General features: G+C 73.1%; 16 protein-coding genes, 1 tRNA gene and 1 pseudogene. 16 read left to right on the top strand and 2 right to left on the bottom strand.

Annotated elements, in window-relative coordinates:
• Positions 1-218 precede the first annotated feature (218 nt).
• The 6 genes from ACFY93_RS26700 to ACFY93_RS26675 all read left to right on the top strand — a co-directional run bounded on the left by ACFY93_RS26700 (position 219) and on the right by ACFY93_RS26675 (position 7,894).
• Complete coding sequence (locus ACFY93_RS26700; RefSeq protein WP_391363560.1) at positions 219-869, top strand: ABATE domain-containing protein; 651 nt, start codon at positions 219-221, stop codon at positions 867-869.
• Between the two features lie 180 nt (positions 870-1,049).
• Positions 1,050-1,625: a sigma-70 family RNA polymerase sigma factor gene (locus ACFY93_RS26695; RefSeq protein WP_121402637.1), complete on the top strand. Its 576-nt coding sequence runs from the start codon at positions 1,050-1,052 to the stop codon at positions 1,623-1,625.
• Between the two features lie 47 nt (positions 1,626-1,672).
• Complete coding sequence (locus ACFY93_RS26690; RefSeq protein WP_391363557.1) at positions 1,673-2,446, top strand: zf-HC2 domain-containing protein; 774 nt, start codon at positions 1,673-1,675, stop codon at positions 2,444-2,446.
• Between the two features lie 227 nt (positions 2,447-2,673).
• On the top strand, positions 2,674-5,064 hold the full coding sequence (locus ACFY93_RS26685) for a UvrD-helicase domain-containing protein (protein ID WP_391363555.1): 2,391 nt from the start codon (positions 2,674-2,676) through the stop codon (positions 5,062-5,064).
• Positions 5,065-5,646: 582 nt separating this feature from the next.
• Positions 5,647-7,092 (top strand): malic enzyme-like NAD(P)-binding protein, encoded by a 1,446-nt coding sequence (locus tag ACFY93_RS26680; RefSeq protein WP_391363553.1) that lies wholly within the window; start codon positions 5,647-5,649, stop codon positions 7,090-7,092.
• 520 nt (positions 7,093-7,612) lie between these two features.
• Positions 7,613-7,894, top strand: coding sequence for an HU family DNA-binding protein (locus ACFY93_RS26675; RefSeq protein WP_007382399.1), 282 nt, complete (start codon positions 7,613-7,615; stop codon positions 7,892-7,894).
• A gap of 139 nt (positions 7,895-8,033) precedes the next feature.
• Here ACFY93_RS26675 and murA read toward each other — a convergent pair whose 3' ends face one another.
• Complete coding sequence (murA, locus tag ACFY93_RS26670; RefSeq protein WP_391363551.1) at positions 8,034-9,380, bottom strand: UDP-N-acetylglucosamine 1-carboxyvinyltransferase; 1,347 nt, start codon at positions 9,378-9,380, stop codon at positions 8,034-8,036.
• Between the two features lie 439 nt (positions 9,381-9,819).
• Between murA and ACFY93_RS26665 the strand changes: the two genes are divergently transcribed.
• The 10 genes and pseudogenes from ACFY93_RS26665 to ACFY93_RS26620 form a co-directional block, all read left to right on the top strand.
• Entirely contained in the window at positions 9,820-10,395 is a 576-nt protein-coding gene (locus ACFY93_RS26665) for a YqgE/AlgH family protein (protein ID WP_391363550.1), read from the top strand.
• A gap of 105 nt (positions 10,396-10,500) precedes the next feature.
• On the top strand, positions 10,501-10,800 hold the full coding sequence (locus tag ACFY93_RS26660) for a DUF3039 domain-containing protein (protein ID WP_391363548.1): 300 nt from the start codon (positions 10,501-10,503) through the stop codon (positions 10,798-10,800).
• Between the two features lie 301 nt (positions 10,801-11,101).
• Entirely contained in the window at positions 11,102-12,406 is a 1,305-nt protein-coding gene (locus ACFY93_RS26655) for an extracellular solute-binding protein (protein ID WP_391363546.1), read from the top strand.
• 4 nt (positions 12,407-12,410) lie between these two features.
• Positions 12,411-13,412, top strand: a complete 1,002-nt coding sequence (locus ACFY93_RS26650; RefSeq protein WP_391363544.1) for an ABC transporter permease subunit — start codon at positions 12,411-12,413, stop codon at positions 13,410-13,412.
• Positions 13,409-14,254, top strand: coding sequence for an ABC transporter permease subunit (locus tag ACFY93_RS26645; RefSeq protein ID WP_391363542.1), 846 nt, complete (start codon positions 13,409-13,411; stop codon positions 14,252-14,254). Before ACFY93_RS26650 ends, ACFY93_RS26645 begins: the two co-directional genes overlap by 4 nt.
• 37 nt (positions 14,255-14,291) lie before the next feature.
• Positions 14,292-15,914: a family 20 glycosylhydrolase gene (locus ACFY93_RS26640; protein WP_391363596.1), complete on the top strand. Its 1,623-nt coding sequence runs from the start codon at positions 14,292-14,294 to the stop codon at positions 15,912-15,914.
• A gap of 293 nt (positions 15,915-16,207) precedes the next feature.
• On the top strand, positions 16,208-17,101 hold the full coding sequence (locus ACFY93_RS26635) for an FAD binding domain-containing protein (RefSeq protein ID WP_391363540.1): 894 nt from the start codon (positions 16,208-16,210) through the stop codon (positions 17,099-17,101).
• Complete coding sequence (locus ACFY93_RS26630; RefSeq protein WP_391363538.1) at positions 17,098-18,777, top strand: 2Fe-2S iron-sulfur cluster-binding protein; 1,680 nt, start codon at positions 17,098-17,100, stop codon at positions 18,775-18,777. The genes ACFY93_RS26635 and ACFY93_RS26630 overlap by 4 nt, the downstream gene beginning before the upstream one ends.
• Positions 18,774-21,092 carry a molybdopterin cofactor-binding domain-containing protein gene (locus ACFY93_RS26625; protein WP_391363536.1) on the top strand — a complete coding sequence of 773 codons (2,319 nt, stop codon included), beginning with the start codon at positions 18,774-18,776 and terminating at the stop codon, positions 21,090-21,092. Before ACFY93_RS26630 ends, ACFY93_RS26625 begins: the two co-directional genes overlap by 4 nt.
• A 127-nt stretch (positions 21,093-21,219) precedes the next feature.
• Positions 21,220-22,020, top strand: a pseudogene (locus ACFY93_RS26620) (SUKH-4 family immunity protein); the annotation flags it as partial.
• Positions 22,021-22,111: 91 nt separating this feature from the next.
• On the opposite strand, the gene ACFY93_RS26615 reads toward ACFY93_RS26620, so the two are convergent.
• A tRNA-Cys gene (locus tag ACFY93_RS26615) sits at positions 22,112-22,183 on the bottom strand.
• Positions 22,184-22,287: the final 104 nt, after the last annotated feature.

The raw sequence follows: 22,287 nt of genomic DNA, 5'->3' as shown, positions 1-22,287 counted from the left end.
GCCGAGACGCGCACCCGCATAAGCGGACGTCCAGGGGTGTCCGGCGGGCGTCCGCCGGGTTCACGGCGGGCGGGCGCGGCGGGTGCGTCCGGCGCGGGGGTTCCCGCAGACGGCGAGGAGCGGCACTGTAGGGGGTACGGGCTCCTCACCGGCCCCACCACCCCGGCGGCACCACCCTCACCGGCCCCTTCCACGGCACCCAAGGCGGTGACAGGAACATGGCACTGGGCACAGTCGGCACCCCCCGCACGGCCGACGCGAGCACAGGCGCACGGACCTCCCCCTCCCCGGCCGCACCTCCACCACCGTACGAACCGCGCTTCGACGCGGGCCGCGTCTGCCTCGACCTCCTGGCGACCGCCCATCCCGGGGAACGGCTCGGCTCCGTCGAGGCGTTGCGCGCCTGGATCGCCGGGTCCGGGCTCGTGCCCGCGGGGACACCGCTCGCCGCGGCCGGTCCCACCTGGCCGGCCGCCTTCCGTGAACTGCGCGCGGACCTCGACCGGTTGGTGCGCGCGGAGCTGGCGGGGCGGACCGCCGACACGGCGCTCGCGCGCATCAACGCGGTGGCGCTGGGCGCGCCGCCCGCCCCGTGGGCCGAGCGCGCGGACGACGGTTCGCTGCGGCGGCGGCTGCACACGCCGCCCGGCTGCGCGGCACTGCTCTGTGCCGTCGCCCGGGACGCCGTGGAACTGCTCACCGACCCGGCCGCCCGGGCCCGTCTGCGGCAGTGCGAGGGAGACAACTGTCCCCTCGTCTACCTGGACACCTCCCGTGGGCGCCGTCGCCGCTGGTGCTCGAGCGAGGTCTGCGGCAACCGCGAGAGGGTCGCCCGGCACCGGCGCAGAGCGGCCCTGGCCCACCCCTGAACCCGACGGCCCCAGCGAATAACCGGCGATAACACCTGAACACCGCCCCTAAACCCGCCGCGCCTCACCTCCTCCGGAAATATTTCGAGCCTCTTTGAACACGCACAGGATCACGGACGTATCACGGGGGGAGCGACCGACTGGGGGACCCCGGTCGAATCGGGGACACCGGAGGTAGGCGTGCGCAAGGATTCCGCCGTGGCTGATGAACGCCCGCCAAGGGCCCGACATCGTGCGTCCCAGCCCTCGGAACCGGACGAGGAGCTGATGCGCGCCCTGTACCGGGAACACGCCGGACCCTTGCTCGCCTACGTGCTGCGCCTGGTCGCGGGGGACCGGCAGCGCGCCGAGGACGTCGTTCAGGAAACACTCATCCGTGCCTGGAAGAACGCCGGTCAGCTCAACCGTGCGACCGGTTCGGTACGCCCCTGGCTGGTGACGGTCGCCCGGCGCATCGTCATCGACGGCCACCGCAGCCGGCAGGCCCGGCCGCAGGAGGTCGACCCGTCGCCGCTGGAGGTCATCCCCGCGGAGGACGAGATCGACAAGGCGTTGTGGCTGATGACACTGTCGGACGCGCTGGACGACCTGACCCCTGCTCACCGGGAGGTTCTGGTCGAGACGTATTTCAAGGGGCGTACGGTCAATGAGGCGGCCGAGACGCTCGGCATCCCCAGCGGCACGGTGCGCTCACGGGTGTTCTACGCACTGCGGTCGATGAAGCTTGCTCTGGAGGAGCGGGGGGTGACGGCATGAGTACGTACGGGGGATTCGGAACGGGTAGTCCTGGTTCCATGCAGGGAATGCAGGGATCACAGGGTCCGAACGAACACGAGACGGTCGGCGCCTACGCCCTGGGCATCCTCGACGATGCCGAGGCGACCGCGTTCGAGGCGCACCTCGCCGGGTGCGAGTGGTGCGCGCAGCAGCTCGACGAGCTGGCGGGCATGGAGCCGATGCTGTCCGCGCTCGCGGACCTGCCGAACTCCCAGGGCACCCCTGCCATCGGGGAGTCGCTGTCGGCCCGGCCCCGCCCGGGGCTCGCGGACCGCCTGGTCGACGAGATCGCGGAGCGCCGCGCCAAGAAGCGCAGGCGGGGCTTCTACCTGGTCGCGGCCGCCGCCGCGCTGATCATCGGCGGTCCGACGACCGTGCTCGCGGTGAACGGCGGGGACGACGGCGGCGGCGGGAAGGTCGAGCAGGCGCGGACGGAGAGCCCCGCCAAGGCCGCCTTCGAGACGATGACGGACAAGGTGCGGGCCACGGACGCGGGCACCAAGGTGCACGCCGTGGTCGCCATGGAGCCCAAGGCCTGGGGCACCAGCGCCGTCCTGGAGCTGAAGAACGTCAAGGGCCCGCTGAAGTGCTCCCTGATCGCCGTCGGCAAGAACGGCGTGCGCGAGACGCTGACCTCCTGGTCCGTCCCGGACTGGGGGTACGGCGTCGACAACGCCACGAGGGAGGAGGCGAAGAACCCCCTCTACGTCAACGGCGGCGCCGCCTTCAAGCCGAACCAGATCGACCACTTCGAGGTCATGACCTTCGAGGGCAAGCGGCTGGTGGAGGTCGACGTCTGAGCCCGCCCGCCGTGGGAGCGCGCCCGGCCCGAGGTGCAGGTATGCCCGGACCGGGGCGGAGTCGTGCCCGGACCGGGCCCGCCCCGGGACGGACCGGGCCCGGTCCGGGACACGCGTGCGTGCGGTCCGGTGGTGTGCCCGGGAGCACAGCCTCCGCGAGCGCGTAGCCTCACGGGGCTCCCTTCGCGTACGGTTGACGGCTGCCCAGCACGTCAGAAGGGGGCCCGGTGGCCGCTCAGGTTCAGCAGGAAACCGCGGGGGGCTCGGTCCACGACTCCGTACGAGACCGAGAGATCCGCGGCGAGCAGAAACATCTGGACCGGGTCTACCGGCGCCTCGAGGAGAAGATCCACGAGGCGGAGTTCCTGATGCACGACGCCGCCCAGCGCGGTCACGTCGGTACACCGGGCGCGCTCGCGGAGCGCGACGCCCAGGTGTTCCGGGCGGGGGTCCACCTCAACCGCCTCAACAACGAGTTCGAGGACTTCCTCTTCGGCCGCGTCGACCTGCTCGCGGGCAAGGACGGCGAGAAGGGCCCGGACGGCGCGTACACGGCGGTGGAACCGGCTCAGGGAGCCGTCCGGGACGACAACACGGCGGACATCGCCGAGACCCTGCACATCGGCCGCATCGGCGTCCTCGACGCGGACTACGCGCCGCTGGTGATCGACTGGCGGGCGCCCGCCGCCGCGCCGTTCTACCGGGCGACCCCGGTCGACCCAGGCCGGGTGGTGCGCCGCCGGGTCATCCGTTCCAAGGGGCGCAAGGTCCTCGGCGTCGAGGACGACCTGATGCGGCCCGAGCTGAAGGCGTCCCTCGACGGCGACGAGCTGGCCGTCATCGGCGACGGCGCGCTGATGGCCGCGCTCGGGCAGGCCCGCAGCCACACCATGCGGGACATCGTCTCCTCCATCCAGGCCGAGCAGGACCAGGTGATCCGGGCGCCCGCCGCGTCCGTGACGCACGTCGAGGGCGGGCCCGGCACCGGGAAGACGGCGGTCGCGCTGCACCGGGCCGCGTACCTGCTCTACCAGGACCGGCGCCGGTACGCGGGCGGCATCCTCATCGTCTCGCCGACCCCGCTGCTGGTCGCCTACACCGAGGGCGTCCTGCCCTCGCTCGGCGAGGAGGGCCAGGTCGCCATCCGCGCGATCGGCTCCCTGGTCGACGGCGCGGAGGCCACCCTGTACGACTCCCCGGCGGTGGCCCGCGCGAAGGGCTCGTACCGGATGCTGAAGGTGCTGCGGAAGGCGGCGCGCGGCGCGCTGGAGTCGGGCTCCGCGGCCGCTCCCCGCGGCGGCGGTGCCGGACGGGCACGGCAGCTCGCGTTCGGCGAGGACGCGGGGGAGGGCGGGGCGGGCAGCGTGACCGGCACCCCCACCCGGCTGCGCGTCGTCGCCTTCGGGCGGCGGCTGGAGCTGGAGGCCGCCGAGCTCGACCGCGTCCGGCACACCGCGCTCGGCGGCACCGCGCCCGTCAACCTGCTTCGTCCCCGCGCCCGCAAACTGCTGCTGGACGCCCTGTGGGAGCGGTCCGGGGCGGGCACCCGGCACAGCGATCCGGAGCTGGCCGCCGAACTGCGGTCGTCGTTCGACGAGGACATCACCTCGGAGGACTCCTTCATCGACTTCCTGAACGCCTGGTGGCCCGAGCTGACCCCGCGGGGCGTGCTGGCCGCGATGGCCGACGAGAAGCGTCTTGGCCGGTGGGCGCGCCGCGTGCTGAACCCCGGGGAGGTGCGCCGGGTCGCGCGCTCGCTGCGCCGGGACGGGCTCTCCGTGCACGACGTGGCCCTGCTCGACGAGCTGAACGCGCTGCTGGGCAGCCCGGCCCGCCCCAGGAAGCGCCGCGAGCTCGACCCGCTGGACCAGCTCACCGGGCTGGAGGAGCTGATGCCCGTGCGCGAGGAGTCGCAGCGCGAGCGGGCCGAGCGGCTGGCCCAGGAGCGCACCGAGTACGCGCACGTCATCGTCGACGAGGCGCAGGACCTCACGCCGATGCAGTGGCGGATGGTGGGCCGCAGGGGACGGCACGCGACGTGGACCGTCGTCGGCGACCCGGCGCAGTCGTCCTGGTCCGACCCGGACGAGGCCGCCGAGGCACGCGACGAGGCGCTCGGCACCCGCCCGCGCCGCCGCTTCACCCTGACCGTCAACTACCGCAACCCGGCCGAGATCGCCGAGCTGGCGGCCAAGGTGCTGGCCCTCGCCATGCCGGGCTCCACGTCCCCGTCGGCGGTCCGCTCCACCGGGGTCGAGCCGCGCTTCACCGTCGTACGGGACTCCCTGGCCCGGACGGTCCGCGCGGAGGCCGCGCGGCTGCTCGACCGGGTCGACGGCACGGTGGGCGTGGTCGTCGCCATGAACCGGCGGGACGAGGCGGCGCGCTGGCTCGCCGGGCTCGGGGAGCGCGTGGTCGCGCTGGGCAGCCTGGAGGCCAAGGGCCTGGAGTACGACGCGACGGTCGTCGTCTCGCCCGCGGAGATCGCCGACGAGTCACCGGCCGGCCTGCGCGTCCTGTACGTGGCGCTGACCCGGGCGACCCAGCAGCTCACGGTCGTCTCGGCGGACCGCGACGCACCGGACGCGGACGGGGTGCCCGACCTGCTGCGCGACTGAGGCCGCGCCGAGGGCGCCCCGCCCCGTCGGCCGGGCGCCCCGCCCGGCCGGGTCCTGCCGGTGCTCCCGGCCCGCCCCCCGCCGTCCGCCGGACGGGAGAAATGAACTTGCGGCGCGGGAATTGCCTTAGCGGGATCGTTTGTTACCTTGGACGTGACACCGGCCCGATCCAAGCCCCCGGGCCCAACCTTCGTCGCTACGAGCGACCACTTGCCGCGAGGCGAGCATGGCGGGTCGGTGTCACTTGACCTACGGAAGAGGCCCACGTCACACGTGACGTGGGCCTCTTCCGCGTGCCCGCCGCTCCGGTGCTCGCACGGTCCCCCGCGCCCCCGGTCCCGGCCCGTTCCGCCCCCGTTCCGCCCCGGTTTCCGCCCGCCTTGCGGTCCCTTCTCGCATGGTGGAATATGTTTTCCGAAATCGCGGTCACGTGCGGGCCGCCGGGCCGCGAACAAAACGTTCGCAATCCGGGGCGGCTACCGCGTACTGCGCGGTAGGTGCGACGATCGGACGACGCCAGGGGCGCGCTACGGCGTGCCACGGCGTACCAGCGACACACGGTGAAAGCAGAGGAAGTCGGCCATGGCAACGGCGCCCAGCGTCTCCTACTCGATGACGGTCCGGCTGGAGGTGCCCGCGAGCGGAACCGCGGTCTCCCAGCTCACCGGGGCCGTCGAGTCCAACGGAGGCTCGGTCACCGGCCTCGACGTCACGGCGTCCGGCCACGAGAAGCTCCGCATCGACGTCACCATCGCGGCCACCTCCACCTCGCACGCCGACGAGATCGTCGAGCAGCTGCGCGGCATCGAGGGCGTCACGCTCGGCAAGGTCTCCGACCGTACGTTCCTCATGCACCTCGGCGGCAAGATCGAGATGGCGTCCAAGCACCCCATCCGCAACCGTGACGACCTCTCGATGATCTACACGCCGGGTGTGGCCCGCGTGTGCATGGCCATCGCCGAGAACCCCGAGGACGCCCGCCGCCTCACCATCAAGCGCAACTCCGTCGCGGTCGTGACGGACGGCTCCGCCGTCCTCGGCCTCGGCAACATCGGCCCGAAGGCCGCGCTGCCGGTCATGGAGGGCAAGGCGGCCCTCTTCAAGCGGTTCGCGGGCATCGACGCCTGGCCGCTGTGCCTGGACACCCAGGACACCGACGCGATCGTGGAGATCGTCAAGGCCATCGCCCCGGGCTTCGCCGGCATCAACCTGGAGGACATCTCCGCGCCGCGCTGCTTCGAGATCGAGGCCCGGCTGCGCGAGGCCCTCGACATCCCCGTCTTCCACGACGACCAGCACGGCACCGCCATCGTCGTCCTCGCCGCCCTGACGAACGCCCTGCGGGTGGCCGGGAAGGCGATCGGCGACATCCGCGTCGTCATGTCCGGCGCGGGCGCCGCCGGCACCGCCATCCTCAAGCTGCTGCTCGCCGCCGGAGTGAAGAACGCGGTCGTCGCCGACATCCACGGCGTCGTCCACTGCGACCGTGAGGACCTCGTCGACGCCGCGCCGGACTCGCCGCTGCGCTGGATCGCCGACAACACCAACCCCGAGAGCCTCACCGGGACGCTGAAGCAGGCCGTGCGCGGCGCCGACGTGTTCATCGGCGTCTCGGCGCCGAACGTCATCGACGGCGACGACGTGGCCGCGATGGCCGACGGCGCCATCGTGTTCGCGCTCGCGAACCCGGACCCCGAGGTCGACCCGGCGGTCGCCCGCCAGACCGCGGCGGTCGTGGCCACCGGCCGCTCGGACTTCCCGAACCAGATCAACAACGTGCTGGTCTTCCCGGGCGTCTTCCGCGGCCTCCTGGACGCCCAGTCGCGCACGGTGAACACGGAGATGATGCTGGCCGCCGCGACCGCCCTCGCGGACGTGGTGACCGAGGACGAGCTGAACCCGAACTACATCATCCCGAGCGTCTTCAACGACAAGGTCGCCGGCGCCGTGGCGGGAGCGGTCCGCACCGCCGCGAAGGCGGCCGGGGTCACCGAGTCCGGGAGCGCGGCGTCCGCCACCTCCGTGTGAGACGCGTCCGGCCGGCGGCGGCCGAGGTGTGGGACCGGCCGTCGCGGGTACCGGAAGCGTTCGCAGGGCTGTGCGGTACCGCCCGGCGCGCCGGTTGTGACAGCCGCCACGGCGGCCCGCGCACGGCGCGTCGCGGGCCGTGGGGTCCTCGGCCGCCCTCTAGGGTGGCGGCCAGGCTCAGGCCTCGCTGTCCCGCCGCGGGAGCGGACGGAGCGTCACCACCGAGGCAGTGGCGCTTTCCGTGTAACTCCCACCGGTCTCCGCGCGACCCCTCCGGGCGTCCGGCGACTCCCCCGGGTGTTCGTATGACTCCCAGGGGTGTTCGTGTGACCCTCAAGGGTGCCGGATTGGCTTTACCGCCGCAGGTGGGGGCAGGATGCCTCTTCGGGCGCGAGGGTCCGGCGACGGACCCGGGTCCGGGACCGACCGAGGGCCCTGGCAACATCGGCTTCGCCGCATCCAACGTGCGGCTCTGCCGCGTGGCACGCCTCAACGGCAAGAAGAACACGGGAGTAACAACATGAACCGCAGTGAGCTGGTGGCCGCGCTGGCCGACCGCGCCGAGGTGACCCGCAAGGACGCCGACGCCGTTCTGGCCGCGTTCGCCGAGACCGTCGGCGAGATCGTCGCCAAGGGCGACGAGAAGGTCACCATCCCCGGCTTCCTGACCTTCGAGCGCACCCACCGTGCCGCTCGCACGGCGCGCAACCCGCAGACCGGCGACCCGATCCAGATCCCGGCGGGCTACAGCGTCAAGGTCTCGGCGGGCAGCAAGCTCAAGGAAGCCGCCAAGGGCAAGTAGGCCCACGCCTCGTGCCGGTGCGCCGCCGGACGGCGCACCAGGCCCGGCAACGCGACGGGGCGGCCCCCTCTCACCAGGGGGCCGCCCCGTCGTCGTACGCGGTGCGGGACGGCCTCGGACGCGGTCCGGGCCGGCCGGGTCAGCCCAGCGCCTTGCCCGGCAGCTCGACCTTCGCGCCCAGCTCGACCAGCTTCTCCATGAAGTTCTCGTAGCCGCGGTTGATCAGGTCGATGCCGTGCACCCGGGACGTGCCCTGTGCCGCGAGCGCGGCGATCAGGTACGAGAAGCCGCCGCGCAGGTCGGGGATGACCAGGTCGGCGCCCTGGAGCCGGGTCGGGCCCGAGACCACCGCGGAGTGCAGGAAGTTGCGCTGGCCGAAGCGGCAGTCCGAGCCGCCCAGGCACTCGCGGTAGAGCTGGATGTGCGCGCCCATCTGGTTGAGCGCGGAGGTGAAGCCGAGCCGCGACTCGTACACCGTCTCGTGGATGATCGACAGGCCCGTGGCCTGCGTGAGCGCGACGACCAGCGGCTGCTGCCAGTCGGTCTGGAAGCCCGGGTGGACGTCCGTCTCCAGCGCGATGGACTTCAACTGGCCGCCCTGGTGCCAGAAGCGGATGCCCTCGTCGTCGATCTCGAAGGCGCCGCCCACCTTCCGGTAGGTGTTGAGGAACGTCATCATCGAGCGCTGCTGCGCGCCGCGCACGTAGATGTTGCCCTCGGTCGCCAGCGCGGCGGACGCCCAGGAGGCGGCCTCCAGACGGTCCGGGAGCGCCGCGTGGGTGTAGCCGCCGAGCGAGTCGACACCGGTGATCCGGATCGTGCGGTCGGTGTCCATCGCGATGATCGCGCCCATCTTCTGCAGCACGCAGATGAGGTCCTCGATCTCGGGCTCCACGGCCGCGTTGGACAGCTCGGTGACGCCTTCCGCCAGGACGGCGGTCAGCAGCACCTGCTCGGTCGCGCCCACCGACGGGTACGGCAGGGCGATCTTGGTGCCGCGCAGCCGCTGCGGGGCCTCCAGGTACTGGCCGTCCGCGCGCTTCTCGATCCGCGCGCCGAACTGCCGCAGCACCTCGAAGTGGAAGTCGATCGGCCGGCCGCCGATGTCGCAGCCGCCCAGGCCGGGGATGAACGCGTGCCCGAGGCGGTGCAGCAGCGGGCCGCAGAACAGGATCGGGATCCGCGAGGAACCGGCGTGGGCATCGATGTCAGCGACGTTGGCGCTCTCCACGTGCGAGGGGTCGAGCACCAGCTCGCCGGGCTCCTCGCCGGGCCGCACCGTCACGCCGTGCAGCTGCAGCAGCCCGCGGACGACTCTCACGTCACGGATGTCCGGAACATTGCTCAGCCGGCTCGGAGCGCTGCCGAGCAGCGCGGCGACCATGGCCTTCGGCACGAGGTTCTTCGCACCGCGAACCCGGATCTCGCCCTCGAGCGGGGTGCCGCCGTGGACAAGCAGTACGTCATCAGAGCCGTTGACGGTCATGTATCTCGCGTTCCGGTGAGTCGGGCAGTTGTGTGTCCTGCGCTGCTGTGTCCTGCGCTGTCGTGTGTGTCGCGCAGTCGTTTCGCCTCGCGCAGTCGTGCCGCCGGCCGCAGGGCTGTGCCCTGGGCAGGCGTGTGCATCGGCAGGCAAGTTCTGCGGGAGCCGAAAAGCAAGGGTAATGGCCGTACACCCTCCTGGAGTAAGCCCAGGGACCACCCAGTCATGTCATAGGCCGGCCACAACACGAACGGTGCGTCACCGGACACACCGGGTCACCGCCGGCGCCGCCGCGCCCGTGCCGCCCCACCGAGCCCGCCCGCCTCCCGCCGTCACCTCCGTACGCGGCCCCGCCAGGCGACTCGTGGAATTCGTGTCCGCGGGCCCCCGGCTGCGCCCATTGGCACCCCGGCCGCGCGGAAGATGCGGGATCATGTCTGGCATGACCGAGGTGTCCTCGCTCACAGGGCGGCTGCTCGTGGCCACGCCCGCCCTGGCGGATCCGAACTTCGACCGCGCGGTGGTGCTGCTCCTCGACCACGACGAGGAGGGCTCTCTCGGCGTCGTCCTGAACCGTCCGACACCGGTCGACGTCGGTGACATCCTGCGGGGCTGGGCCGAGCTCGCCGGTGAGCCCGGCGTCGTCTTCCAGGGCGGCCCGGTCTCCCTCGACTCGGCGCTCGGCGTCGCGGTGGTCCCGGGAGGCACCACCGCCGGTGAGCGCGCCCCGCTCGGCTGGCGCCGGGTGCACGGCGCGATCGGCCTCGTCGACCTGGAGGCGCCGCCGGAGCTGCTCGCCGCGTCGCTCGGCTCGCTGCGGATCTTCGCGGGATACGCGGGCTGGGGGCCGGGCCAGCTGGAGGACGAACTGGCCGAGGGCGCCTGGTACGTCGTCGAGTCGGAGCCCGGGGACGTGTCCTGCCCGGCCCCGGAGCGGCTGTGGCGGGAGGTGCTGCGCCGCCAGCGCAGCGAACTGGCGATGGTGGCCACGTACCCGGACGACGCCTCCCTCAACTGACGGCACCGTCCCCCGGGCGGCGCCCCGCCCGCGCCCCCGCCCGTGCTCCGCGGCGGCGTCCGGCTGCCGTGCCCGACGGCCGCGCGCTTCAGTACCCTTGCGGTTATGAGCACTCTTGAGCCTGAGACCCAGCCCGAGCGAGGTACCGGGACGGGAACCCTCGTGGAGCCGACGCCGAAGACGTCGCACGGCGACGGCGACCACGAGCGCTTCGCGCACTACGTCCAGAAGGACAAGATCATGGCGAGCGCCCTCGACGGCACGCCCGTCGTGGCCCTCTGCGGCAAGGTGTGGGTCCCCGGCCGCGATCCCAAGAAGTACCCCGTGTGCCCGATGTGCAAGGAGATCTACGAGTCGATGAGCTCCGGCGGGGACAAGGACAAGGGCAAGGACGGCAAGAAGTAGCCCCTGGGCTTCGCCGCGGCATCTCGGACGGGGTGCCGCGGCTTTGTCGTGCGCGGACGCGGGGAGCGCGGGCCGGTCCCGGCGGGCGCGTATGCCCGGACGGCCGGTAAATGCCCGGCTCGCCGGTTGTCTTCCGGGTGGCCGAAACGCCGAGCGTTGCACGGAGTGCGTCGGCGCGCGCCCTGGGGTCACAGAGTGGTTGAGACCTCTTGTGGGCATGTTCATGTACTCCATAGCCTCCGGGGTGTTGTGCAGAGCGAAACCCCTATTGCATATGTTGCAACGCCTCGGAGGATGCTCGATGAAGCTCTCTGCCCGAATGACCGCTCCGCTGGCGGCCCTGGCCCTGGCCGGCCTGACCGCCACCGCCTGCGCCCCCCAGTCCTCGGACACCTCCTCCGGCAAGGACGAGAAGAGCGGCACCCTGCGCGTCTGGCTCTTCCAGGAGGTCAACAACAAGCCGAAGCAGAAGGTCGTGGACGCGGCCGTGGCCGCCTTCGAGAAGGCCCACGACGGCACGGACGTCAAGGTCGAGTACATCCCCGTCGAGACCCGCGCCCAGCGGGTCAAGGCCGCCTTCAACGACCCGAAGAGCGCCCCGGACGTCATCGAGTTCGGCAACACCGACACCGCCGGGTACGTGAAGGACGGCGGACTCGCCGACATCACCGAGGAGTTCACGGACTGGAAGGAGTCCAAGGACACCGACCCGACCGCCCGGCAGTCCGTCACCGTCGACGGCAAGATCTACGGCGCCCCGTACTTCGTCGGCGTCCGTGCCCTCTACTACCGCACCGACGTCTTCGAGGAGGTCGGCATCGACGCCCCGAAGACACAGGCCGAGCTGATCGAGGCGGCCCACAAGGTCCACGAGGCCAAGCCGGACCTGTACGGGATCGCGGTCGGCGGCGCCTACACGTACGGGGCGATGCCGTTCATCTGGGCCAACGGCGGTGAACTCGCCGAGGGCAAGGGCGGATCGTACGCCTCCACCATCGACAGCGCCGCGGCCCGGAAGGGCATCAAGGCGTACACCTCGCTCTTCGGCGACGACAACTGCCCCGCCGCCAAGTGCGCCGGGATGGGCGGCAACGACACCGTCACCGCCTTCGCCTCCGGCAAGGCGGCCATGGCCATCGGCGGCGACTTCAGCCACCAGGCCGTCGAGGCGGGCAAGGTGAAGGGCAAGTACGCCGTCGTGCCGCTGCCGGGCATGAAGGAGGGCGACATCGCCCCGGCGTTCGCGGGCGGCAACAACATCGGCGTCCTGAAGAGCACCTCGCACCGCACCCTCGCCGTCGACCTCGTCGAGCGGCTGGCCGGCAAGAAGACCCAGGCCGAACTCTTCGACGCCATGGGCTTCCTGCCCACCTACACCGACGTGCGCGACGACGTCGCCGAGAAGGAGCCCTTCGTCGCGCCCTTCGTCAAGACGCTCGCCGCGGGCGCCAAGTTCGTCCCCGCCTCGCCCGCCTGGGCGCAGATCGACGCCTCGCAGGTGCTGCCGACCATGTTCCAGGAGGTCGTCAGCGGCAAGAAGGACGTGAAGGCCGCCTCCAGGGACGCGGCCAAGAAGATGAACGACGCCTTCGCGTCCGCGGGCTGAGCCGATGACCACGCACGACACCGCGGCCGCCCCCGGACGCACCGGGCCGGAGGGCGCGGTGGGCAAGGCACCGGCGGGGCCGCACGGGCCCCGCCGCGGCGGCCGGGGCCGCCGCACCCCGGCACCGGTACGGGGCCGGGCCGCGACCCCCTGGCTGTACCTGGCCCCCGCCCTCGTCGTCCTGGCCGGACTGCTGGTCTACCCCGTCTACCAGCTCGGCCTGATCTCCTTCCTGGAGTACACCCAGGCCCAGGTCAGCGGCGGCGAACCGGTCACCTTCCAGGGGTTCGGGAACTACACGGACCTCTTCGCCGACGACCAGTTCTGGCAGGTCCTGCTCGCCACCCTGGTCTTCGCGGCGGCCTGCGTCGTGTCGACCCTCGCGGTCGGCTGCGCCCTCGCCGTGCTGCTGACCCGCGTACGGGCGGTGCCGCGGCTCGCCCTGATGCTGGCCGCGCTCGGCGCCTGGGCGACCCCGGCGGTCACCGGATCCACGGTCTGGCTGCTGCTGTTCGACCCGGACTTCGGACCCGCCAACCGCGTCCTCGGCCTCGGCGACCACTCCTGGACGTACGGGCGGTACAGCGCCTTCGCCCTCGTCCTGCTCGAAGTGGTCTGGTGCTCCTTCCCGTTCGTGATGGTCACCGTCTACGCGGGCATCCGCGCCGTACCGGCCGAGGTGCTGGAGGCCGCGTCCCTGGACGGTGCCTCGCAGTGGCGGACCTGGCGCTCGGTCCTCGCGCCGATGCTCCGCCCGATCCTGGTGGTCGTCACCATCCAGTCGGTGATCTGGGACTTCAAGGTGTTCACGCAGATCTACGTGATGACGGGCGGCGGCGGCATCGCCGGACAGAACATGGTGCTCAACGTGTACGCCTACCAGAAGGCGTTCTCCGCCTCGCAGTACGGGCTCGGCTCGGCGATCGGCGTCGTCATGCTGCTGATCCTGCTCGCCGTCACCCTCGTCTACCTGCGGCTGCTGCGCCGGCAGGGGGAGGAACTGTGAATCTTCCACGCGCGCGTGTGCGCCGTCCGTGGCGGCTGGCGGCGGAGGCGTCGGCGCTGCTGATCGCGGTCGTCGTCGCCTTCCCCCTCTACTGGATGGTGCTGAGCGCCTTCAAACCGGCGGGGGAGATCGAGTCCACCGAGCCCCGCCCGTGGACGCTCTCGCCCTCCCTGGATTCCTTCCGGCGCGTCTTCCAGCAACAGGAATTCGGCCGTTACTTCGTCAACAGCCTCGTCGTCGCGGGGTCCGTGGTGATCGTCTCGGCGCTCATCGCGTTTCTCGCGGCGACCGCCGTGACACGGTTCCGCTTCCGGTTCCGCACGACCCTGCTGATCATGTTCCTGGTGGCCCAGATGGTGCCCGTGGAAGCGCTGACGATTCCGCTGTTCTTCCTCATGCGGGACTTCGGGCAGCTGAACACTCTGGGATCGCTGATCCTGCCGCACATCGCCTTCTCGCTTCCGTTCGCGATCTGGATGCTGCGCGGTTTCGTGAAGGCCGTTCCGGACGCGCTGGAGGAGGCCGCCCACATCGACGGGGCGAGCCGTGCGCGATTCCTCTGGCAGATCCTCTTCCCGCTCGTCTTCCCCGGGCTGGTGGCCACGAGTGTCTTCTCCTTCATCTCCACCTGGAACGACTTCCTGTTCGCCAAGTCGTTCATCATCAGCGACACCTCGCAGTCCACTCTCCCGATGGCCCTGCTCGTCTTCTACAAGCCGGACGATCCCGACTGGGGCGGCGTGATGGCCGCGTCCACGGTGATGACGATCCCGGTGCTGGTCTTCTTCGTACTCGTACAGCGGCGTCTGGTCTCGGGACTGGGCGGCGCGGTGAAGGACTGACGTGACCGACCCGACCGATCCGGCCGGCGTGGCCGGCATGACCGACGTGATTCCCGCGCCGCGGGCCGCCGAGGGCCTCCCGGGGCGCACCGTCCCGCTCGGGCACGACACCACCCTGTGGGCCGCCGAGGGCACCGGAGCCACGGAGCGCTGGCTGCGATCCACCCTCGGCGCGGCCCTCGGCCTGCCGCTCCGCGCCGGACCCGAGGACGCCTCCGACGCCGTACGGCTGTACCTGGACGAGACGCTGGAACCCGAGGCGTACCGGCTCGACGCCTCCCGGGGCCGGGGGGTGGAGATCCGGGGAGGCGGCCCGGCCGGCGTCTTCTGGGGCGCGCAGACCCTGCGTCAGCTGCTCGGCCCGGACGCCTTCCGGCGGGCCCCGGTGCGGCCTGACGCCACGTACGTGATCGCACAGCAGGTCATCGAGGACGCCCCCCGATTTCCCTGGCGCGGCCTGATGCTCGACGTGGCACGGCACTTCACGCCCAAGGACGGGGTCCTGCGCTGTATCGACCTGCTGGCGGCGCACAAACTCAACGTCCTCCACTTCCACCTCTCCGACGACCAGGGCTGGCGCGTCGAGATCAAGCGCTACCCGAAGCTGACGGAGACCGGATCGTGGCGGGCGCGCACGAAATTCGGCCACCGCGCCTCACCGTTGTGGGAGGAGAAACCGCACGGCGGTTTCTACACGCAGGACGACATCCGCGAGATCGTCGCCTACGCCGCCTCACGGCAAATCACCGTCGTCCCGGAGATCGACGTCCCCGGTCACTCGCAGGCCGCCATCGCCGCCTATCCCCACCTGGGCAACACCGATGTCGTCGACACCGCCGCGCTCTCGGTCTGGGACACCTGGGGCGTCTCCCGCAACGTACTCGCCCCCACCGAGGACACCCTGCGTTTCTACGAGGGGGTGTTCGAGGAGATCCTCGGCCTCTTCCCCTCGGTGTTCGTGCACATCGGCGGCGACGAATGCGCCAAGGACCAGTGGCGGGCGTCGGCCGTCGCGCAGGCGCGCATCGCGGAACTCGGGCTCGACGGCGAGGACGCGCTCCAGGCCTGGTTCGTCCGGCACTTCGACACCTGGCTGACCGCGCGCGGCCGCCGGCTGATCGGCTGGGACGAGATCCTGGAGGGCGGGCTCGCCGAGGGCGCCGCCGTGTCGTCGTGGCGCGGCTACCGGGGCGGCATCACCGCCGCGCGGGCGGGCCACGACGTCGTCATGTGCCCCGAGCAGCAGGTGTATCTGGACCACCGGCAGCACGCGGGCGAGGACGAACCGGTCCCCATCGGGTTCGTCCGCACCCTGGAGGACGTCTACCGCTTCGAACCGGTTCCGCCCGAGCTGACCCCCGAGGAGGCGCGGCATGTCCTGGGCGCCCAGGCCAACGTCTGGACCGAGGTGATGGAGGACCAGGGCCGCGTCGACTACCAGACGTTCCCCCGGCTCGCCGCCTTCGCCGAGGTCGCCTGGAGCACCCTGCCGCCGCCCGCGGCGCGGGACTTCGCGGACTTCGAGCGCCGGATGGGCTCCCACTACGCGCGGCTCGACGCCCTGGGCGTGGCCTACCGTCCGCCCGCGGGGCCCCGTCCGTGGCAGCGGCGGCCCGGTGTGCTCGGACGCCCGATCGAGGGACCGCCCCCGAACGTGTGAGGCGGCCCGGGAGTGGCGTGTCCCGGGGTGCGGGCCCTGGGACCGTGGCCCCACCGCGCCCCTGTCAGGCAAAAGGCCCGCAGAGGCGCACGGAGGAGGGGTAAGGGGGATTCACCGGTGATGCCGTGCGAAAACGGACCATCTCCCTGGTGAGGGGGGCGAATGCCTCCTAGCGGACCCCCGCGTCGGGGGGCGGGGAAGATGTGCCAGAGTTGCCACGTCCGCCCTGTCAGCACGTACCGTACGGCAGCACAGGCGGGACCAGGTGGGGCAGCGGGAAGGGGCAGCCGGTTTTGACCACGCACGCACCGCAGGCGGCGCAGGCCGTCACGCTGCCCGGCTCACTGGACGAGGCCGTGGCGGCACTCGCCGCCATGCCGGCCGCCGTCCCCGTGGCGGGCGGCACCGATCTCATGGCCGCCGTCAACTCCGGGCAGCTCAGGCCCGCCGCGCTCGTCGGCCTCGGCCGCATCAGCGAGATCCGCGGCTGGCAGTACCAGGACGGCCACGCCCTGCTGGGCGCCGGCCTCACCCACGCGCGCATGGGGCGTCCCGACTTCGCGGCGCTCATCCCGGCGCTCGCCGCCGCCGCGCGCGCCGCGGGCCCGCCGCAGATCCGCAACGCGGGCACGCTCGGCGGGAACATCGCCTCGGCCGCGCCCACCGGGGACGCGCTGCCCGTGCTGGCCGCCCTGGAGGCCACGGTGATCGTCGCGGGGCCGGGCGGAGCCCGCCGCGAGGTCCCCGTCTCGCATCTGCTCGCGGGCGTGGAGATGCTCCGCGGCGGCGAGCTCATCGGCTACGTGCGCGTGCCGCTGCTGCACGCCCCGCAGGTCTTCCTGAAGGCGACGGGGCGGACCGGACCCGGCCGCGCGACCGCCTCCGTGGCGCTGGTCCTCGACCCCGCCCGGCGCGGGGTGCGCTGCGCAGTCGGCGCCATCGCGCCGATGCCGCTGCGGCCCCTGGACGCCGAGGAGTGGGTCGCCCGGCTGATCGACTGGGACAACAACCGCGCCCTCGTGCCCGAGGCCCTCAGCGCCTTCGGCGAGTACGTGGCCGCGGCCTGCATCCCGGACCCCGTACCGGGCGAGGACGGCTCCGTGCAGCCGCTCCCGGCCGGCGTACTGCACCTGCGGCGCACCGTCGCCGCGCTGGCCCGACGAGCACTGGGGAGGGCACTGTCGTGACCGACGACCAGCACGGGGAGCACACTCCCCCCAGGGGCACCCCCGGTGTCACCCACGGTGCCTGGGAGCCGCTGCCGCAGGGCGACTACGACGACGGCGCCACCACCTTCGTACAGCTTCCCGAGGGCGGCATCGACGCCCTCCTCGCGGAGCGGGACGCCAGCCCGCTGGCCGCGCCCGGCCACGGGTACGTGCCGCCGCAGATCACCGTCGCGCCCGCCCCGCCCCAGGCGGCCGACCCGGCCGCCACGGGCACCTGGGCGGTGCCCGCCGACGCCGTCCAGTGGCCCGACCCGAACACGGCGCCCCAGGGCGACACGCACGGCGGCGGGTTCTCCTACGACCCGGTGGCCACCGGTCACTGGGAGTTCGGGGACGCCTCCCAGGAGGGGCCCGCCACGGGCGCGGGGGCCGGTGCGGGTCACGACGTGACCGGGCAGTGGTCGATCCCCGTGGCCGGGGGCGACCTTCCGGACGAATCGGGAGAGTTCACCACGTCGGCCCTGGTCGAGCAGTGGGGCGGCACGCCTCCCGCCACGCTCCCCGGCGGAGCCTCCGCACCCTGGGCGACGGAGCCGACGGAGCACACCCAGCCCACCGAGCACACCCAGCCCGCCGAACACGTACCGCACGCCGGGCACGTACCGCACGGGCAGGAGCCGCACGCCGGGCACACGGGGCACGTGGAGCACACGGGCCACGCGGAGCACGGGGAGAGCATCGGGGAGCCCTGGACCGCCGAGCGGCCGAGACGGCCCGGCGAGACTCCTGGGGAGTTCCCGGCGGACGCCCGCCCGGACGCGCCCGGCGAGGCCCCCCAGGAGGCCGTCGAGCCCGCTCACGAGGGCGCGGGTCCCGGCGCGGGGACCCCGGTGGCCGCACCGGCCGCCGAGGAGCACCCCGGGGCGCCCGCCGCACCCGGGACCGTTCACGACGCTCACGACGCCCACGAGGGCGCCCCCGAGGCGGCCTCCGAGGGCGCCTCCGGTGACGACGACGCCACCGAAGCCGCCGGCCCGGCGGCCGGCGCCGACCCCGCCGCCGAGGCCGTCTCCGCCCCCCACGGCGACGAGCACCCCCTCGCCTCCTACGTCCTGCGGGTGAACGGCACCGACCGGCCCGTCACCGACGCCTGGATCGGCGAGTCGCTGCTCTACGTCCTGCGGGAGCGGCTCGGCCTCGCGGGCGCCAAGGACGGCTGCTCGCAGGGCGAGTGCGGAGCGTGCAACGTGCAGGTCGACGGACGTCTCGTGGCGTCCTGCCTGGTGCCCGCCGTCACCTCCGCCGGCAGCGAGGTGCGCACCGTCGAAGGCCTCGCCACCGACGGCCGGCCCTCGGACGTGCAGCAGGCGCTCGCCCGGTGCGGCGCGGTCCAGTGCGGTTTCTGCGTCCCCGGCATGGCCATGACCGTGCACGACCTGCTGGAGGGCAACCCGGCGCCGACCGAGCTGGAGGCCCGCCAGGCCCTCTGCGGCAACCTGTGCCGCTGCTCCGGCTACCGCGGCGTCCTGGACGCCGTCCGCGAGGTCGTCGCCGGACGCGAGGCGCACTCCGGCACCGAGAGCGGCGACCCCGCCGCCTCCGCGGGGCCCGCCGACGACACGGGCGGACCGCACACCCCGCACCGGGCGGAAGCCCATGAGCAGTCGTACGGCCAGGACGGAGGCCAGGCGTGAGCAACGAGACCGCCACCGCGACCCCGGCACCCGCCGCCCCGCCCGCGCCCGCCCCCGAACCGCCGCCGCACGGCCTGGGCACCTCCCTGCCCTCCGCCGAGGCCCGCGCCAAGACCGAGGGCACCTTCCCGTACGCGGCCGACCTCTGGGCCGAGGGCCTGCTGTGGGCCGCCGTCCTCAGATCACCGCACCCGCACGCGCGCATCGTGTCCATCGACACCAGCCACGCGCGCGACATGCCCGGCGTACGGGCGGTCGTCACCCACGAGGACGTGCCCGGCGTCGCGCTGCACGGCCGCGGCAGGGCCGACCGCCCCGTGTTCGCCTCCGAGGTCGTGCGCCACCACGGTGAGCCCATCGCCGCGGTCGCCGCCGACCACCCGGACACCGCCCGGATGGCCGCCGCCGCCGTCATCGTCGAGTACGAGGTACTGGACGCGGTGACCGACCCGGAGCGGTCCTTCGAGGCCGAGCCCCTGCACCCCGACGGCAACCTGATCCGGCACATCCCGCTGCGCCACGGCGACCCGGAGGCGGCCGGCGAGATCGTCGTCGAGGGCCAGTACCGCATCGGCCGCCAGGACCCCGCCCCCATCGGCGCCGAGGCGGGCCTCGCCGTGCCGCGCCCCGACGGCGGCGTGGAGCTGTACACCGCCTCCACCGACCCGCACGCCGACCGCGACGCGGCCGCCGCCTGCTACGGCCTCGAACCCGACCGCGTGAAGGTCGTCGTCACCGGGGTGCCCGGCGCCACCGCCGACCGGGAGGACCAGGGCTTCCAGCTGCCGCTCGGCCTGCTCGCCCTCAAGACCGGCTGCCCGGTGAAGCTCACCGCCACCCGCGAGGAGTCCTTCCTCGGCCACGCGCACCGCCACCCCACCCTGCTGCGCTACCGCCACCACGCCGACGCCGAGGGCAGGCTGGTCAAGGTCGAGGCCCAGATCCTGCTCGACGCGGGCGCCTACGCGGACACCTCCGCGGAGTCGCTGGCCGCCGCCGTCTCCTTCGCCTGCGGTCCGTACGTCGTGCCGAACGCCTTCATCGAGGGCTGGGCCGTCCGCACCAACAACCCGCCCTCCGGCCACGTACGCGGCGAGGGCGCCATGCAGGTGTGCGCCGCCTACGAGGCGCAGATGGACAAGCTGGCCAAGAAGCTCGGCGTCGACCCGGCGGAGCTGCGCCTGCGCAACGTCATGGCCACCGGCGACGTGCTGCCCACCGGCCAGACGGTGACCTGCCCCGCCCCCGTCGCCGAACTCCTCCAGGCCGTACGCGACTTCCCGCTGCCCGCGCTGCCCAAGGACACCTCCGAGGACGAGTGGCTGCTGCCCGGCGGCCCCGAGGGCGCGGGCGAGCCGGGCGCGGTGCGCCGGGGCGTCGGCTACGGCCTGGGCATGGTCCACATGCTCGGCGCGGAGGGCACGGACGAGGTGTCCACGGCCACCGTGAAGGTTCACGACGGCGTCGCCACCGTGCTCTGCGCGGCCGTGGAGACCGGCCAGGGCTTCACCACCCTCGCCCGCCAGATCGTCCAGGAGACCCTCGGCATCGACGAGATTCACGTGGCCCCCGTCGACACCGACCAGCCGCCCGCCGGGCCGAGCTGCCGCGGCCGGCACACCTGGGTCTCGGGCGGCGCGGTCGAACGCGCGGCCAAGATGGTCCGCACCCAGCTCCTGCAGCCGCTGGCCCACAAGTTCGGCATGTCCACGGAGCTGCTGCAGATCACCGACGGCAAGATCACCTCGTACGACGGCGTCCTGTCGACGACCGTCACCGAGGCGATGGACGGCAAGGAACTGTGGGCCACCGCCCAGTGCCGCCCGCACCCGACCGAGCCGCTGGACGCCACCGGCCAGGGCGACGCCTTCGTGGGCCTCGCCTTCTGCGCGATCCGCGCGGTCGTCGACGTCGACATCGAACTGGGCTCCGTACGGGTCGTGGAACTCGCGCTCGCCCAGGACGTGGGGCGCGTCCTCAACCCCGCGCAGCTCACCGCCCGGATCGAGGCGGGCGTCACCCAGGGCGTGGGCGCCGCGCTCACCGAGAACCTGCGCACGGCCCGCGGGCTCGTCCGCCATCCCGACCTCACCGGGTACGCCCTGCCGACCGCTCTCGACGCCCCCGACATCCGCATCGTCAAGCTCGTCGAGGAACGCGACGTGGTCGCCCCGTTCGGTGCGAAGGCGGTCAGCGCGGTGCCGGTCGTCACGTCCCCGGCGGCCGTCGCCTCGGCCGTGCGCGCGGCGACCGGACGGCCCGTCAACCGGCTGCCGATCCGGCCGCAGGCGGCGGTGGTGACGTCGGCTCCCTGAGCGGGGTGTCGCGCCGGCCGCGTTGTCAGTCCCGCGGCGTATCGTTCTGGGTCAGTGGGAGACGGCCGCCGGGACGGGGCGTCTCCCGACGGGGGAAGCACGATGCGTTGACACGCACGGGGGAGCCATGAGCACGACCTATGCCCGCGCCGGGGCCGGCGCGACCACGCCGGCCCGCGCCGCGTCCGATCCGCACCCGCCTTCGCGCCCGCTTCCGGGTGCGCCCGGCGGTGCGGGGCCGGTGGAGCTGGTCCGCGTCGCGGACGGCCTCGTCGAGGAGCTGCGGGACCTGGTGGTCACCGGCGCGCTGCGCACGCTGGCCGGCGCGGCCCGCACGCCGTACGTCCACCGCGACTGCGCCCTGCTGGGCCGGGAGCCGCTCGCACCCGCCCTGGAGGCGCTGCTCGGCTTCATGGCGGCGGCGGAGGAACTGGGCGTGGACTGCGACGGTGTGACGCCGTACGAGCCGCTGCCGCCGTACGGCGCGTACGGATCTCCCGCGGGGGCCGCCGCGCTGATACGCCCGCTGACCCGCATCGCGGCCATGGACCCCGGCGCGGGGCTGGTGCTGGCCCTGCCGGGACGGCTGCTGGAGGAGGAGTTCGGCGGCGGCCGGGTCCTGCGCTTCGAGGACGTCGACTTCCCGTCCGCGCTCACCCACGAGCCGACCCGGCGCTTCCTGCGGGAGACGGGCCTGGTGGACGGCGGCTTCCTGGCACGGCCGGAGACGGAGCTCGCGCTGCCGACGCTCGCCGAGTACCACGCCGACGCCGGGCACGCGGACGCCCTCGCTGGGGACGGCCTTCCGGCGGGCGCCGAGGACCTCGTGTGGCTGGGCCGGCTGACCGAGGACATCAGCCTGGTGGCCGACGGGGCCACGGGCGCGGTCCTCGCCTGGAGCGAGCCGGACACGGCCCTGCGCCCGCTCGCCGCCGACCTGTCCACGCTGACGTTCACCCTGTGGCTCCTGCACCGCGAATCGGCCGCCTCCGTGTCCTGGAGACGGCCGATCCCTGAGGAGGCCGTGGCGGGGATCGAACCCGCGTACCTCGCTTTGCAGACGAGTCCCTGAGCCACTCGGGCACACGGCCGTTGACCGAGGCCGGGACGGCGCACACGTTCCGGACTCGATGGAACGACCGTAGGGCCGGGCCGGGACGGGGCTCAAGGGAGCGGGGCGCCGCGCAACACGACT

The organism is Streptomyces sp. NPDC008313 (assembly GCF_042956125.1).
Lineage (GTDB): Bacteria > Actinomycetota > Actinomycetes > Streptomycetales > Streptomycetaceae > Streptomyces.
Note: the sequence above shows the minus strand (reverse complement) of the source record. Positions and strands in the feature narration are given on the sequence as shown.